This is a genomic window from Bosea sp. AS-1 (genome assembly GCF_002220095.1).
Lineage (GTDB): Bacteria > Pseudomonadota > Alphaproteobacteria > Rhizobiales > Beijerinckiaceae > Allobosea.
Genome location: NZ_CP022372.1, coordinates 3759075 through 3772858 on the forward strand (window position 1 = coordinate 3759075; position 13784 = coordinate 3772858).

Genomic DNA, 13784 nt, shown 5'->3' on the forward strand with positions numbered 1-13784 from the left:
GCCATGAGCCTTCCCGAACACCCTTTCGAGCATCGGCTCGTCACGCTGGCGTCGGACGCGCTGCATCTCGCCGTCGCGCCGGATATCGGCGGTTCGATCGTGCGCCTCAGATATGGCGCGGCGCAGGTGCTGCGCCCGATGAGCAAGGAAGCCCTCTCGGCTGGCCAGGTACGCGAGGCGGCCAGCTATCCGCTCGTGCCCTTCTCGAACCGCATCGCCCAAGCCCGGTTTTCCGTGGACGGCAAGCCCTATGTCTTGCGGCGGAATTTCGGAGACCATCCGCATGCCATCCATGGCTGCGGCTGGCAGTCGCCATGGCGCATCGTCGAGAGGGACCACGCCTCGCTCCGCCTCGCGCTCGATCATCGGCCGCTCGGCGCAGGCGATTGGCCTTTCCCCTTCGCGGCGGAGCAGCGTTTCGCACTTGCCGGGACTACACTGACGCTCGCGCTGTCGATCACCAACCGGGCCGATTGCCGTATGCCGACCGGCCTCGGATGGCACCCTTTCTTCCCAGCGGATCCGGGCACGACCTTGCGTGCCCGTGCCGGCCATGTCTGGTTGAACGGGCAGGACCATCTGCCGAGCGAGCGCGTTGCCGTCCCTGAGGCATGGGACTGCACCAACCCACGTGCCGTCTCATCGATGGAGGTCGACAACTGCTTCGCTGACTGGGACGGGCAGGCCGAGATCACCTCCCCGACCGGTGGCTGGCGGGCCCGCATGCGGGGAGGCGCAGGCCTGACCCACCTCGTCGTCTATGTCCCCAAAGGCAAGGGGTTCTTCGCGGTCGAGCCGGTGTCTCACATGAACGATGCGATCAACCGCATGGACGGCACTGTCGCGCACGGCCTGAAGATGCTCGAGCCCGACGAGACGTTCCGCGTCGAAACGACCATCACCCTGGAGCCTCTGTAAGGAAGCTCCTCGGGGGGCATTCATCGGGCGTCAGGCGGCGGCCCGCACCACTTCATCAGGGATCACGAGCCCATCCTGCTTCGCCTTGCTCCGCAGGGCGACCCGGCGCGAACCGGGCAGACGCGCGCCCTCCTGCCCCAGGATCGCCCCGGCCAGTGCAGCGATGCTCGCCCCGAAGGAAGCATGGCCGAAGGCCGCGGGGTCGAAAGCGATGATGAGCTGACCGACCCCGGGAGGAGCGCCCTCGCCATCGAAGAAGCTCGTCGCATCGGTGGACAGGTTGGCGCCGACCAGGCAGGCCGACAGAATCTCGACCATCAGCGCCAGCGCCGCTCCCTTGGCGTCGCCGAGCGGCACCATCGTTCCGGCCAGTGCCGCTTCGGCGTCGGTCGTCGCATTGCCGTCCGCATCCAGCGCCCAGCCTTCCGGGATCGCCTGCTGCTTCTGCTTCGCCGCCAGGATGTTGCCGCGAGCGACCTTGGAGACCGATAGATCGACCACCACGGGATCCGCCCCGTCCAGCGGAGCGGCGAAGGCGATCGGATTCGTGCCGTAGATGGCCTTTCGCCCGCCCCATGGCGCGATGGCGGCAGGTGCATTGGCGAACATCATGGCGACCAGCCCGTCGCGCGCCAACGCCTCGACATGATGGCCGGCGGCGCCGCAATGGTTCGAGCGACGGATCGCCGCGACCGCCATGCCCTGACGCCGCGCCAGGGCCGGCAACTCGCGGACCGCCATGTCGATCGCGGGATAGGCGTAGCCGTCGCCGGCATCGATGCTCAACACCGAAGGCGCCGTGGCCTTGGCCTGCGGCACGGCCTTGCCGTCGACCTTGCCGGTCGCCAACATCGCCAGATAGGTCGGGATGCGCGAGAAGCCGTGCCCCTTCAGCCCGTCGGCCTCGGCCGCGACCAGAGCCTTCGCGACGGAGCGGGCATTGTCGCGCGAACACCCCTTCCGCTCGAATAGCTCAGCGACCCAATCCGTCGCCTGCGGCAGGGTGAGCTTCATGACAGCACCTTCAGCACGTTCTCGATGGTCACTTTCGAAACGCGGACATTGGATTCTTCCGTCACGCCGGCAATGTGCGGTGTCAGGATGAGATTGGGAACGTCGGCGAAACGCGCTGCCGCCGGCCCCTTCAGCGGCTCACTCTCGAAGACATCGAGAGCCGCGCCCGCGAGACGACCGGAGGTGAGGGCTTCGGCAAGGGCCGCCTCGTCGACCACCCCTCCGCGGGCCGCGTTGATCAGCACCGCCGACGGTTTCATGCCGGCGAGACGCTCCGCAGAGAAGAGATCGCGGGTCTGTTCGGTCAGCGGCACATGCAGGCTGACCACGTCGGACCGGCTGACGAGATCGTCGAGGCCGACCGGAGAAACGCCGAGCTGCGACCAGACGGCTGCCGTATCCGGGACGAAAGGATCATAGGCGATAACCTTCATGTCGAGCGCCAAGGCGCGCCGCGCGACGTGGCGGGCGATCGAACCGAATCCGACCAGCCCGAGCACCGCGTCGGCGACTTCGCAGCCGATCAGGTCATTGCGCGGCCATTGCCCGCGACTGACGCGCGCCGTGGCGGCATAGGCGCGACGGCGCAGCATCATCGCGGTGCAGATGACATATTCCGCCACGGAGACGTCGTTGGCGCCCGTCGCAGGGCAGACGGCGATGTCGCGCGCCTTGCAGGCGGCGACATCGATGTTGTCGAGCCCTACGCCAAGGCGTCCCACGACCTCGAGCCTGCTCGCAACCGCCAGCAATTCGCCGCGAACCTGCGTACGGTTACGGACGATCAGCGCCCGCGCGCCGGCTGCTCGCTCAGCCAGCTCACCAGGCTTGTCGACAAGATCGGGGTCGTAATGGAGGCTCAGGCGGTTCGGCACCAGCTCCAGCGCCGCTTCGTCAAGGAACTCCGAGATAAGGATGTCGGCCATGACGGCTCCGAACGCTGTCGAATGAACGGGAGCGAGCCGCCGATGCGACGGCGAGGGTGACGAGACCCGGTCCCGTCACCCAGAGCAGAATGGTGCCGGCTCCAAAGCCTCGCGGCTCAGGCCGAGCGATAGAGCTTCGTCATCGAGAACTCGCGATGGCCGAGCGCCTCAGAAGCGGTCAGGCGGCCATTGGCGGTTCGGACGATCGACTGGATCAGCGCGTCGCCAGCCTGCGGGATCGTCATGTCACGGCGCAGGATGCCGGAAACATCGAGGTCGATGTGCTCCGGCATGGTGCGGACGGTCTTGGGATTGCCGCTGATCTTGATGACCGGGATGATCGGGTTGCCGATGACATTGCCCTGCCCCGTCGGGAATGTGTGGACGACGAAGCCGCCCGCCGCCATCAGCGTCACGCACTCGGCCGCCGCCGAGGAGGTGTCCATGTAATAGAGCCCGGGACCCTTGGCCGGCGTCTGCGCCGGCTCGAGGATGTCGATGTATTTGCACTCGCGACCGATCTTCTCGAGGTTGCCGAGCGCCTTCTCCTCGATCGTGGTCAGACCGCCGGCGATGTTGCCTTTTGTCGGCTGCGAATCCGACAGGTCATCGGTCTTGTGGGCCTCGATGACGTCATCCTGATAGGCCTTCCACATCTTGTACCAGCGCTCGCCCAGCTCGGGCGTCGCGGCGCGGGCCTTGCAGAGATGCTCGGCGCCGGTGATCTCCGAAGTTTCGCCGAAGACGCCGTGAATGCCGCGCGGAATCCACTTGTCGTACATGTTGCCGACGGTCGGGCAGGACGACAGGCCGGTGGTGGTGTCCGACTCGCCGCATTTCGTCGAGACCCAGAGCTCCCCGATGCCGCATTTCTCACGCTGGAGCTCGCTCGCCCATTGGACGAACTCCTTGGCGACGTAGGAGGCCTTGGCGATAGTGGCGATGTCGCCATGCGTCTCAATGCCGAAGCCGACCACCGGCTTGCCGGTGCTGGCGATGCCGTCAACGACGCGCTTGGTCCAGCCCTCCTCGATGCCGATGACGACCACGGCCGCGACGTTCGGGTTGGAGCCCGTGCCGATCAGCGTGCGGAAATGGATATCGAGATCCTCGCCGAACTGCAGGCGGCCATAGGCGTGCGGGATCGCGAGCGTGCCCTTGATGTTGTTGGCGACCGCCTCACAGGCGGCGTTGGACAGATCGTCCAGCGGCAGCAGCAGCACATGGTTGCGCACGCCGACGCGGCCGTTCTCGCGACGCCAGCCGAAGAAGGAATCGAGGTTGCGGCCGGTCGGACGCTTCACCATCGGGACCTTGAACTCGGGGGCGTCGATCTTGCGCCCCTTGATGCGGGCGAGCTTTCCCTTGGCGAGATCGAAATTGGCGACGATGGACATGGCGTTCCCTACTCTCTGAATGGGCTCGACCTTGAGGGAGCCTCGGAATTTACGACGTTGCGCGAAACGGCCGGCGCGGTTTTCCCGGATCGCGAACCCTTACCAGCGCTTGGTCTTGGCGTTGTGCACGTGGAGGTGCTCGCCCTTCTTCACGTCGGCGATCGCCTTGCCGATATCCTGGCCGTACTTCCAGATGGTGTCGCCCTTCTTGATGTCCTTCAGCGCCACCTTGTGCCCGATCGGGATGTCCATCTTGGCGGTCAGGCGAAAATCGGAATTGTCGTGCGTGACGACGCACAGCATATCGGTGCCGGCTTTCAGCCCCTCCACGACGACGACGCCCACCGTGTCCTTCGTCTCGTGCACCAGCAGATGCGGATTGCTCATCCCAACGCCTCCCCTATCGAAGCTTGCGAAATTCTGCCGTCATACGGCGGCTCGACAGCCTTGTATAATATGTCTTATATAAGACATAAGAGAGAGACAAGCCCCTTGATCAGCGCAGATCCGCACGCTTCGCAACCCATCGGCTTCCGGCCGCTCTATCTACAGGTCAAGGCGACGCTGCTGCGCCGTCTGGTCGATGGAGTCTGGCTGCCGGGGACGGCGTTGCCGAGCGAGGGGCAACTCGCCGCCGAGATCGGCGTCAGCCAGGGAACGGTACGCAAGGCCCTGGACGAGCTCGCGGCCGAGAACATCGTGGTGCGCCGTCAGGGTCGTGGCACCTTCGTCGCAGAGCATGACGAGCGGCGCATCCTGTTCCAGTTCTTCAAGCTGGTGCCTGACGACGGCGAGCGCCGCTTTCCGGAAAGCGCGGTGCTCGATGTCGCTATTGGCGAGGCGGACGAGGCTGAATGCACCGCCCTCGGCATCGACCGGACGGTGCGCGTGGTCCGCATCCGCCGCCTGCGTTCCTTCCAGGCGAAGCCGCTGGTTCTGGAGACCTTGAGCCTCCCGCAGCATCTCTTCCCCGGGCTGGAAACCGCGCCGGTTCCGAACAATCTCTACAGCCTCTATGCGCGCCGCTACGGAGTCACGATCGCACATGCGCGCGAAAAGCTGAAAGCGGTCGCCCTGTTGCCGGACGATGCCACGCTGCTTGGCGTCGCCCCCGGCTCTCCCGCGCTCAAGATCAACCGCGTCGCCCTGTCGCTCGACGGCTCGCCCGTCGAGCTTCGCGTCAGCCTGTGTCTGACGGAGGAGGTTCACTACCTGTCCGATCTGCGTTGAGCACTGCGCCGGCCGGCCGCCATCAGTTTCATCGAAGCCGCCGCAGAGCGGTCATCACAACCCGAGGGAACGCATGATGCTGAAGACGACGAGACGCATTGTCATCGCAGGTGTTTTGGCCATGGGGCTGGGATCGCCAGCCATGGCCCAGGGCTTTCCGACCAAGCCGCTGATCATGATCGTGCCCTTCGCGGCCGGCGGCCCGAGCGATCTGATCGCCCGCCTGCTCGCCGAGAACATGGGTCGAACGCTCGGCCAGCAGATCGTGATCGAGAACGTCGCGGGCGCCGGCGGCACCGCGGGCGCCAAGCGGCTGCTCAACGCCGAGGCGGACGGTTACACGCTCCTCATTCACCATCTTGCCCTGGCCGCGGCGCCAGCGCTTTACGACAATCTCGGCTATGACACGAAGACGGCGTTCGCGCCGATCGGCCTCGTCAATACCGGTCCGATGGTGGTGACCGGCAAGAGTGCCCTCTCGGCAGCGGACGGCAAGGCGTTCTTCGCGTTTGCCAAAACCCAATCCGACAAGATGACGGTCGCTCACGCCGGCGTCGGCTCGAATTCGCATCTCTGCGCCGTGCTGATGTCGCAGGCGCTGGGCGTCAAGTTCACGCAAGTCGCCTATCGCGGAACCGGACCCGCGATGAACGATCTCGTCAGCGGACAGGTCGACGTTCTGTGCGACCAGTCGACCACCGCCGTGCCGCAGATCGAGGGCGGCAAGATCAAGGCTTTCGCCGTCACCTCGCCGGACCGCCTCGATGTCCTCAAGGACACGCCGACCGCGCGCGAGATCGGCGTTTCTCTCGACATGACGATCTGGCACGGGCTCTACGCCCCCAAGGGCACTCCGGCGGCCGTGCTCGACAAGCTCAACGATGCGCTGAAGACGGCGTTGCGCGACAAGACGATCGGCGAGCGCTTCAAGGCTGTCGGCACCAGCACCTTCCCGGAAGCCGACTGGACCCGGGAGGCGCATCAGAAGCGTTTGCTGGCCGAGATCGACAAATGGGCCGTAGCCATGAAGGCGGCCGGCCAGGCTCCGCAAGCGGCGAAATAAGCCCGCCGCTAATCGGCGGTTCCGTCTCTTTCCGCTTCGCAACCCGGGACGGGGACCAACCCCGTCTCGTCCGGATATGGTGGGCACGACCTTCGGGTCTCCCTGAAATGCGTGTTGCACCACGCTCTGCAAGCGCTATCATCATCGCCACATCGAGGAATTCGGGGGTGCAACGCCGTTGAAAACCATCCGCGGCCCGGGTCTGTTCATCGCTCAGTATCTCGGAAAATCTCCGCTCTATTCCGATATTGACGGCGTTTCCGGCTTCGCGGCACAGAACGGCTTCAAGGCCCTGCAGGTGCCCGTCCACGACAAGGCGATCATCGACACCGATCGACTCGAAGATAGCGGTTACATCGATAGCTGGCATAGCACCATCAAGCGTCACGAGCTGGTGGTGAGCGAGATCGCCGCTCATCGTGCAGGCCAGCTTCTGGCGGTCCATCCAGCTTATGACCAGATCATGGATGCGTTCGCGCCTGCTCCGCTTCGCGGCGACCCGGAGACACGCCAGCGCTACGCCGATCAGGAACTGCGGCGCGCGATCACGCTCGCCGCACGGATCGGCGCCGGCAAGCTCGCGACCTTCTCCGGCGGGTTGCTCTGGCCGTTCTTCTACCCCTACCCACCGCCTCCGCCCGGCCTGATCGAACGCGGGTTCGCGGCGCTCGCAGCGCGTTGGCGCCCCTTGCTCGATCATGCCGACAAGCTTGGCGTCGACATCTGCTTCGAGCTACACCCCGGACAGGATCTGCATGACGGGGCGAGCTTCGCTGCCTTCCTCGCACGGGTCGACGACCATCCTCGCGCAAAACTCCTCTACGACCCCAGCCACCTGCGGCTGCAGCATCTCGACTACCTTGGCTTCATCGACCGCTGGTACGCGCGGATCGGGGCCTTCCACGTCAAGGACGCCGAGTTCCGCCCGAGCCCGGACCGCGGCGTCTATGGCGGCTACGGCGACTGGATCGACCGGCCCGGACGTTTCCGCAGCCCGGGCGACGGAGACATCGACTTCGCCGGAATATTCAGCAGCCTGACCCGCTACGGCTATGACGGCTGGGCGGTGCTCGAATGGGAGTGCTGCCTGAAGAACGCCTTCGATGGCGCACGCGAAGGCTCGCGTTTCATCGCCGATCACATCATCCGCACCACGGAGCGCGGTTTCGACGACGGCATGCGCCGTTCCGCGCCATCGGGCGAACTCGACCGCATGCTGGGGCTGAGATCATGAGTGAAGCCAACCCCGTTCTGGCCGCCCTGGGACGACCGATCCGTCTCGGCATCCTCGGCGGCGCGCCGCCCTCGATGATCGGGCCGGCACACCGCATGGCTGCGGCACTCGACGGCCGCTTCACCCTCGTCGCCGGCATGATGTCGTCCAGGCCCGAGCGCTCGCGCCGCGAGGGGCGCGCCATCGGCCTCGCCGAGGAACGCTGCTACGGCACACTCGACGAAATGCTGTCACAAGAGAAGGAGCGCGCGGACGGCATCGAGGCCCTCGCGATCATCACACCCAACGACAGCCACACCGGCTTCTGCAAGGCGGCCTTTGCGGCCGGCCTCGACGTCATGGTCGAGAAGCCGCTGTGCAATGACCTCGCGGAGGCGCGAGAACTTGCCGCGCTGGCGCGCGAAAGCGGCGTCGCGGTCGCGCTGACCCATACTTATTCCGGCTATCCGATGCTGCGCGAGATGCGGGCGCGTATCCTGGCTGGCGAGATCGGAGCCGTGCGGCTCGTGCAGGTCGACTACCTCGCCGGGGGTAATGCCACGCTGGTCGAGGCGACGCCCGATGGCGCTGCACGCTGGCGCCTCAATCCAACGATCAGCGGCCCCTCGCTCGTCCTCGGCGATATCGGCACCCATGCCCACCATCTCGTCGGCTTCGTGACCGGCGAGCCGATGGCGAGCGTCTCGGCCGAGGTCGGGACGCTGGTTCCCGGCCGCAAGGTTCATGACATTGCGCAGATCCGCTTCAGGCTCACCGGTGGGGCTCGCGGCCGTATCGATGTGAGCAATGCCGCCGCCGGGATGTCCAACGCCTTCACCATCCGCGTCTTCGGCGAGACCGGCCATCTCGCCTGGAACCACGGCGCTCCGAACGAGCTGCAGCAAGGCAAGCTCAACGGCGACATCGTTCTGATCGGCGCCGGCCGTCCCGATCTCTCTGTTGCGGCGCGAGACGCGACGAGACTGTCGCGTCCGGGCCACCCGGAGGGCATGATCGAGGCGATCGCCAATCTCTACAGCGGTTTCGCGGATCTCATCCTGGCGCGGCGCGGCCTTGCTCCCGCAACCGAGATGGCGCGCCTGACGCCTTCCATCGAGGACGGCGTCGCCGGGCTCGCCTTCGTCATGGCGTGCCTCGACAGCTCCGCTGCCGGCGGGGTCTCCACTCCCCTCTCTTCCAGCCTCTAGCAGAGACCGCCATGGCAACGATCGTGATCACCGGCTGCGACACGGGCCTCGGCGTCGAATTCGCCAGGCAATACGCCGCCGAGGGGAACAAGGTCTATGCGACCTGCCTCGACCCCGGGACCGCGCTGGAAACCCGCGCCATCCCCGGCGATGTCGAGGTTCTTAAGCTCGACATGACCGATCATGCCGACATTGCCGCGCTCAGCGCAACGCTGGCCGGGCGACCTGTCGACATCCTCCTGAACAATGCCGGCATCGGTCGGCCGCACCCGCCCTTCGGCGAGACCGACTATGCCAATTGGCGGCGCATTCTCGAAACCAACCTGATCGGCCCCATGAAGCTCGCGGAAACGCTGGTCGAGAATGTCGCTGCGAGCGAGTTGAAGATCATGGCCTTCGTCTCCAGCCGGATGGGGTCGATCGCGCTGAACCAGAGCGGCGGCTCCTACGCCTACCGATCCAGCAAGGCGGGGCTCAACATGGTGGTGAAGGGCCTCGCGGTCGACCTGGCGCCCCGCCACATCAGCGTCATCGCGCTGCATCCGGGCTGGGCGGCGACGGAGCCAGGGGGCCGCGTGCCGGTCGCGGAGAGCGTCGCCGGCATGCGCGGCGTGCTCCATCGCGCCGGGCGGCATCACACCGGCATCTTCCAGACCTATCACGATCAGCCTCTGCCCTGGTGACGACGATGAAGACCGAGATCGAGACTGTTCTGCCCGGCCCTTTCGCCCTGGGAGAAGGACCGTGCTGGCATGGCGGCGAAGGCGCTCTCTACTTCGTCGACGCGCTGGCACCGGCGATTCATCGCTGGTCTCCGGCTGGTGGGCTCGATACCTGGCCGATGCCCGAGATCGTCGGCTCCTTCGCGATCCGGCGCGGCGGCGGGCTGATCGCCTCGCTGCAGACCGGGTTTGCGACCGTCGACCTGACGAACGGGGGCGTGCAATCCCTCGTCGATCCGGAACCGGAAAAGCCGGCCAATGTCCTCAACGATGGCAAATGCGACCGGAAAGGCCGCTTCTGGTGCGGCTCGCGCGACGGCGCCCTGAAGGATCCCAGCGGCGCGCTCTACAGGCTCGATCCCGACTTCAGCGTACAGCGCATGGACCAGGGTTTCATCGTCTCGAACGGCATCGCCTTTTCGCCGGACGACCGCACGATGTATTTCGCGGATTCACGGGCTGAAACCGTCTTCGCCTATGATTTCGATATCGACACGGGCACGATTTCCAATCGCCGCGTCTTCTTCTCGACCCGCGACATCGAGGGCCGTTGCGACGGTGCGACCGTCGACGCGGAAGGCTTCTACTGGTGCGCGCTGGTGCATGGCGGCAAGATCGCCCGAGTCGATCCGAAGGGTCGCTTCGACCGGCTCATCGACATGCCGGTCAAGCACCCGACCATGTGCACCTTCGGCGGCGACGGGCTCGACGTGCTCTATGTCACGAGCGCCGCCTCGATGCTGAGCGAGGCCGAGCGCGCGAACAATCCCCAGGCGGGAAACCTATTCGCGATCCACGGCCTCGGCGTGAAGGGGCTGCCGGAACCGCTCTTCGCCGGTTGATGGAGTTGCGAGGGGCCAGGCTGTCGCTAATTCCGGCCCGATGAGCGTGGCTCCGCCCCTTCCCGCCCCGGCTTGCTGCGCATCTGCATCATCGTCTGAAGATTCGCACGCTGCAGCCGCACCGGCGGCAGGCCGCGCAGGATCAGGGCGAGATCATCGAGGATACGTTCGCCCATGTCGTGGAAAGCGGCCGGGATGCCGCCGGCTCGATGCGAGGATAGCAGCATCGACGAGCGCCGGACGGGGTCGTCGGCAGGAACAGGCTCCTCGGGAAAGACGTCGGTCGCGACCCGAAGTCGCCCGGCCTCGGCGAGCAGCGCGGGAAAGTCGACAATGGCGGCGCGACTCGCCAGCACCAGAATGGCGCCGTCGCGCATCCGCGCCAGCGCTCCCGCATCGATGAAGCCGGGATTATCCTTCGTCGCCCCCGCAAGGAGAAAGACGGCATCGCTGGCGCCGAGCAATTCATCGAGCCCACAAGCCCGGCATCCCTCCTCCGCGATCGCGGAAGCAGGCAACCAGGGATCATGGACCAGAATGTCCGACCGAAAGCCCTCGAGCAGGCGGCGCAGCGCCCGGCCGAGATTGCCGAAGCCGACAAGACCGATCGTCACTCGCGACAGGAGGACCGAGCCGGCACAGCCCAAGCGGCCATAGGCCTCCCGGCCTTCGCGCATCGCACGGTCGCCTGCGGTGATGCCGCGGGCCAGATCGAGCGCCAGGCCCAGCGCCATCTCGGCGACCGGCACGGCGAAGACCGGCGCGACGGAGAGGATTTCGATGCCGCGCGCGGAGCAGGCGGTGGCATCGACATTGGGCAGGAAATTGCCCTCGACATTGATGACCGCCTTCAGATGGGGCGCCTGCGCGATCCGCTCGGCCGGCAGGTCGGTCTGCCCCAGCACGGCGCTGACGCGCGGCAGCGCCGCATCGACCAGCGCAGCCGGCAATCGCCCGTCGATATGCTCCGTCACGATCTCGGCCATCGCCTGCAGCCGGCGCATCTGCTCCGGATCGAAGATCGAGCCGGCCCGTCGCGGATGCGGATCCAGCAGAACGATGGGGCGCGTCATGGTCAGGCACTGCCTGAGAGGACGAGCGGGGCGGAGAGCGTCGTATTCTGCGAGCGGAAATAGAGCCGGATCGGCACGCGCTGGGAGGTGCCGATCCCCGGCTTCACCGCGCTGACCTGGATGTTGTGCGACGGGTTGCCGGTGATGCGGAAGGTGCCGTCGCTGCCGGTTTTGACGGTGCGGTTCTCGGCGAAGGTGGTGAAGCTGAAGACCCAGAGCGTGACCTCGGCCCCTTCGACCGGCTTGCCTTGGGCATCGATCACCTGTCCGAGCACGAGCCCGTCATCATGGGTCGAGGCATAGAGGTCCCAGGCGCCGGCGATCGCCAGGATGACGGCCGGAACGAGCACGAAGCGGTTGAGCAGCCATTTCCGCCAGCCCCGTGGCCGGCTGCTGGGATAAGCATCCATCCCCTAGCCTTTCGTCGCGCCGGAGGTGAGCCCCTGGATGAATTCCTTCTGCGCCAGCAGGAACAGGAGGATGCCGGGCGCCAGCACCATGATGCAGAACGCATAGAGCGCGCCGGTGGTATCCTCCTGGTAGGACAGGAAACGTGCCAGACCGAGCGGCAGCGTCTGCATTTCCGGCGTCCGCGTCATGATCAACGGCCAAAGGAAGTTGTTCCAAGACCAGATGAAGGAGAGGATCACATTCGTCGCCATGGCGGATTTCGCCAGCGGCAGCATGATCGTCCAGACGATGCGCCATTCCGGCAGGCCGTCGACTTTCGCCGCATCGATCAGCGAACCCGGGATCGCGTCGAAGCTCGCCTTGAACACGAAGATGCAGATGATCGTCGAGAACTGCGGCAGGGCGAGGCCGAGATAGGAGTTGAGCAGCCCAAGCTTGCCGGTGATCAGATAGGCCGGAATGATCGTCGCCTGGAACGGAACCATCATGCAGGACAGGAACAGGACGAGGATGAAGCCCTTGCCCCTGAACTGGCGCGTCAGCGCATAACCCGCCATCGCGTTGAAGACGATGTTGGCCGCTATCGTGATGACCGAGACGATGATGCTGTTGAGGAAGTAGCGGGCGAAGGGGATCGCGTACCAGACATCGACATAATAGAAGAGGTTCGGATTCCGCGGGATGATGTTGGGCGGATAGGTGAAGATGTTCTCGCCCGAGACGGATGTCTTCAGCACCCAGTAGAAGGGCACCAGCATCACGAAGCAGACGGCCATCAGGGCCAGATGGATCGGCCAGGTCGGAGAGCGGCGCATCATTCCATGTCCCTGGCGCCGGCATTGCCGCCGGAGAGCCGGTTCGCCGCCCAGGCGACCGCGATCAGGAAGACGAAGAACACGACCGTGACAGCGGCGGCATAGTCGAACCGTGTCTGCACGAAGCCGAGCTTGTAGATGTAAGTGACGAGGATCTCGGTGGCGCGGCCGGGGCCGCCGCCGGTCATGACATAGACCAGATCGAAGCTGGTGACCGAATTCAGCATGCCGATGACGAAGCACAGGAAGATCGAGGGCCGCAGCAGCGGCAGCGTGATGCGCCAGAAACGGTCACTCGCCGTAGCGCCGTCGATCTCAGCCGCTTCGAACAGCGAACTCGGGATGTTCTGCAGCCCGGTCAGCAGGATGATCATGTAGAAGCCGAGCATCTGCCAGATATTGGCGACCACGACCGATGGCAGCGCCCAGACGAAGGAGTTCAGAAACGGGATCGGCGTATCGGTGAGGTGCAGCAGCCGCGCCACATAGTTCAGCAGCCCGACGCGTTCGTCATACATCCAGCGCCAGATGATCGCGACCGCGACCGTCATCAGCGGATAGGAGAGGAAGATCAGCGTGCGATAGACGTTGCGCCCGCTGATATTGGAGTTGACGAGCAGCGCCAGCCCGAGCGCCAGCGCAATGCCGACCGGCGCGGACAGGATGATGAAGACCGTGTTCCAGAGCGACTGCCAGAAGACATCGTCCGTCAGCATCTCCTCGTAATTGTCGAGGCCGATGAAGACCGCCGGCCGCAGGGGCGACCAGGCCTGGAACGAAAGCACGACGTTCCAGGCCAGCGGCAGGATGCGATAGAGCAGGAAGATCAGCAGCGACGGCGCCAGGAAGCACCAGACCAGCATGGTCTGGCGCGTCTGGGTCCTGCGCAGGAACGAAGTGGGCCGCCGGTCGGACGCGGCAGGCAGGGCCATCACCATAGCAGGCGCCGCCC

15 protein-coding genes are annotated in these 13784 nt (G+C 65.6%); 7 read left to right on the forward strand and 8 right to left on the reverse strand.

The window, feature by feature from the left end; genetic code table 11:
- Positions 1-3 precede the first annotated feature (3 nt).
- Positions 4-918 (forward strand): aldose 1-epimerase, encoded by a 915-nt coding sequence (locus tag CE453_RS19660; RefSeq protein WP_157733111.1) that lies wholly within the window; start codon positions 4-6, stop codon positions 916-918.
- Positions 919-948: 30 nt separating this feature from the next.
- Here the strand turns inward: CE453_RS19660 and CE453_RS19665 are convergent, their stop codons facing one another.
- The 4 genes from CE453_RS19665 to CE453_RS19680 form a co-directional block, all read right to left on the reverse strand.
- Entirely contained in the window at positions 949-1932 is a 984-nt protein-coding gene (locus CE453_RS19665; RefSeq protein WP_089176115.1) for an Ldh family oxidoreductase, read from the reverse strand.
- On the reverse strand, positions 1929-2858 hold the full coding sequence (locus CE453_RS19670; protein ID WP_089176116.1) for a hydroxyacid dehydrogenase: 930 nt from the start codon (positions 2856-2858) through the stop codon (positions 1929-1931). The genes CE453_RS19665 and CE453_RS19670 overlap by 4 nt, the downstream gene beginning before the upstream one ends.
- A 116-nt stretch (positions 2859-2974) precedes the next feature.
- A complete protein-coding gene (locus CE453_RS19675; protein WP_089178027.1) occupies positions 2975-4165 on the reverse strand; it encodes a UxaA family hydrolase in 1191 nt (396 codons plus the stop codon).
- 189 nt (positions 4166-4354) lie between these two features.
- Entirely contained in the window at positions 4355-4642 is a 288-nt protein-coding gene (locus CE453_RS19680; RefSeq protein ID WP_089176117.1) for a UxaA family hydrolase, read from the reverse strand.
- A 105-nt stretch (positions 4643-4747) separates the two neighbouring features.
- On the opposite strand from CE453_RS19680, the gene CE453_RS19685 reads away from it, so the two are divergent.
- The 6 genes from CE453_RS19685 to CE453_RS19710 all read left to right on the forward strand — a co-directional run bounded on the left by CE453_RS19685 (position 4748) and on the right by CE453_RS19710 (position 10533).
- Positions 4748-5485 carry a GntR family transcriptional regulator gene (locus CE453_RS19685; protein WP_248307803.1) on the forward strand — a complete coding sequence of 246 codons (738 nt, stop codon included), beginning with the start codon at positions 4748-4750 and terminating at the stop codon, positions 5483-5485.
- Between the two features lie 73 nt (positions 5486-5558).
- Positions 5559-6548, forward strand: coding sequence for a tripartite tricarboxylate transporter substrate-binding protein (locus tag CE453_RS19690; RefSeq protein ID WP_089176119.1), 990 nt, complete (start codon positions 5559-5561; stop codon positions 6546-6548).
- 178 nt (positions 6549-6726) lie between these two features.
- Positions 6727-7782 carry a sugar phosphate isomerase/epimerase family protein gene (locus tag CE453_RS19695; protein ID WP_089176120.1) on the forward strand — a complete coding sequence of 352 codons (1056 nt, stop codon included), beginning with the start codon at positions 6727-6729 and terminating at the stop codon, positions 7780-7782.
- Positions 7779-8969: a Gfo/Idh/MocA family protein gene (locus tag CE453_RS19700; RefSeq protein WP_198302158.1), complete on the forward strand. Its 1191-nt coding sequence runs from the start codon at positions 7779-7781 to the stop codon at positions 8967-8969. Before CE453_RS19695 ends, CE453_RS19700 begins: the two co-directional genes overlap by 4 nt.
- A gap of 11 nt (positions 8970-8980) precedes the next feature.
- Positions 8981-9652 carry an SDR family oxidoreductase gene (locus CE453_RS19705; RefSeq protein ID WP_089176122.1) on the forward strand — a complete coding sequence of 224 codons (672 nt, stop codon included), beginning with the start codon at positions 8981-8983 and terminating at the stop codon, positions 9650-9652.
- A 5-nt stretch (positions 9653-9657) separates the two neighbouring features.
- On the forward strand, positions 9658-10533 hold the full coding sequence (locus CE453_RS19710) for an SMP-30/gluconolactonase/LRE family protein (RefSeq protein WP_089178028.1): 876 nt from the start codon (positions 9658-9660) through the stop codon (positions 10531-10533).
- Positions 10534-10559: 26 nt separating this feature from the next.
- On the opposite strand, the gene CE453_RS19715 is transcribed toward CE453_RS19710, so the two are convergent.
- The 4 genes from CE453_RS19715 to CE453_RS19730 are packed head-to-tail and all read right to left on the reverse strand — an operon-like array spanning position 10560 to position 13764.
- Positions 10560-11606: a hydroxyacid dehydrogenase gene (locus CE453_RS19715; protein ID WP_089176123.1), complete on the reverse strand. Its 1047-nt coding sequence runs from the start codon at positions 11604-11606 to the stop codon at positions 10560-10562.
- A 2-nt stretch (positions 11607-11608) separates the two neighbouring features.
- Positions 11609-12016 (reverse strand): carboxypeptidase-like regulatory domain-containing protein, encoded by a 408-nt coding sequence (locus CE453_RS19720; protein ID WP_089176124.1) that lies wholly within the window; start codon positions 12014-12016, stop codon positions 11609-11611.
- 3 nt (positions 12017-12019) lie between these two features.
- Positions 12020-12835: a carbohydrate ABC transporter permease gene (locus tag CE453_RS19725; RefSeq protein WP_089176125.1), complete on the reverse strand. Its 816-nt coding sequence runs from the start codon at positions 12833-12835 to the stop codon at positions 12020-12022.
- On the reverse strand, positions 12832-13764 hold the full coding sequence (locus CE453_RS19730) for a carbohydrate ABC transporter permease (RefSeq protein WP_157733112.1): 933 nt from the start codon (positions 13762-13764) through the stop codon (positions 12832-12834). Before CE453_RS19730 ends, CE453_RS19725 begins: the two co-directional genes overlap by 4 nt.
- Positions 13765-13784 lie beyond the last annotated feature (20 nt).

Excerpts from the sequence above, each read along its gene's own strand:
- CE453_RS19715 (WP_089176123.1), bottom strand. The coding sequence starts at position 11,606 with ATGACGCGCCCCATCGTTCTGCTGGATCCGCATCCGCGACGGGCCGGC.
- CE453_RS19665 (WP_089176115.1), bottom strand. The coding sequence starts at position 1,932 with ATGAAGCTCACCCTGCCGCAGGCGACGGATTGGGTCGCTGAGCTATTC.
- CE453_RS19690 (WP_089176119.1), top strand. The coding sequence starts at position 5,559 with ATGATGCTGAAGACGACGAGACGCATTGTCATCGCAGGTGTTTTGGCC.
- CE453_RS19680 (WP_089176117.1), bottom strand. The coding sequence starts at position 4,642 with ATGAGCAATCCGCATCTGCTGGTGCACGAGACGAAGGACACGGTGGGC.
- CE453_RS19670 (WP_089176116.1), bottom strand. The coding sequence starts at position 2,858 with ATGGCCGACATCCTTATCTCGGAGTTCCTTGACGAAGCGGCGCTGGAG.
- CE453_RS19675 (WP_089178027.1), bottom strand. The coding sequence starts at position 4,165 with ATGGTGAAGCGTCCGACCGGCCGCAACCTCGATTCCTTCTTCGGCTGG.
- CE453_RS19705 (WP_089176122.1), top strand. The coding sequence starts at position 8,981 with ATGGCAACGATCGTGATCACCGGCTGCGACACGGGCCTCGGCGTCGAA.
- CE453_RS19720 (WP_089176124.1), bottom strand. The coding sequence starts at position 12,016 with ATGGATGCTTATCCCAGCAGCCGGCCACGGGGCTGGCGGAAATGGCTG.
- CE453_RS19660 (WP_157733111.1), top strand. The coding sequence starts at position 4 with ATGAGCCTTCCCGAACACCCTTTCGAGCATCGGCTCGTCACGCTGGCG.
- CE453_RS19725 (WP_089176125.1), bottom strand. The coding sequence starts at position 12,835 with ATGATGCGCCGCTCTCCGACCTGGCCGATCCATCTGGCCCTGATGGCC.
- CE453_RS19710 (WP_089178028.1), top strand. The coding sequence starts at position 9,658 with ATGAAGACCGAGATCGAGACTGTTCTGCCCGGCCCTTTCGCCCTGGGA.
- CE453_RS19730 (WP_157733112.1), bottom strand. The coding sequence starts at position 13,764 with ATGGCCCTGCCTGCCGCGTCCGACCGGCGGCCCACTTCGTTCCTGCGC.
- CE453_RS19700 (WP_198302158.1), top strand. The coding sequence starts at position 7,779 with ATGAGTGAAGCCAACCCCGTTCTGGCCGCCCTGGGACGACCGATCCGT.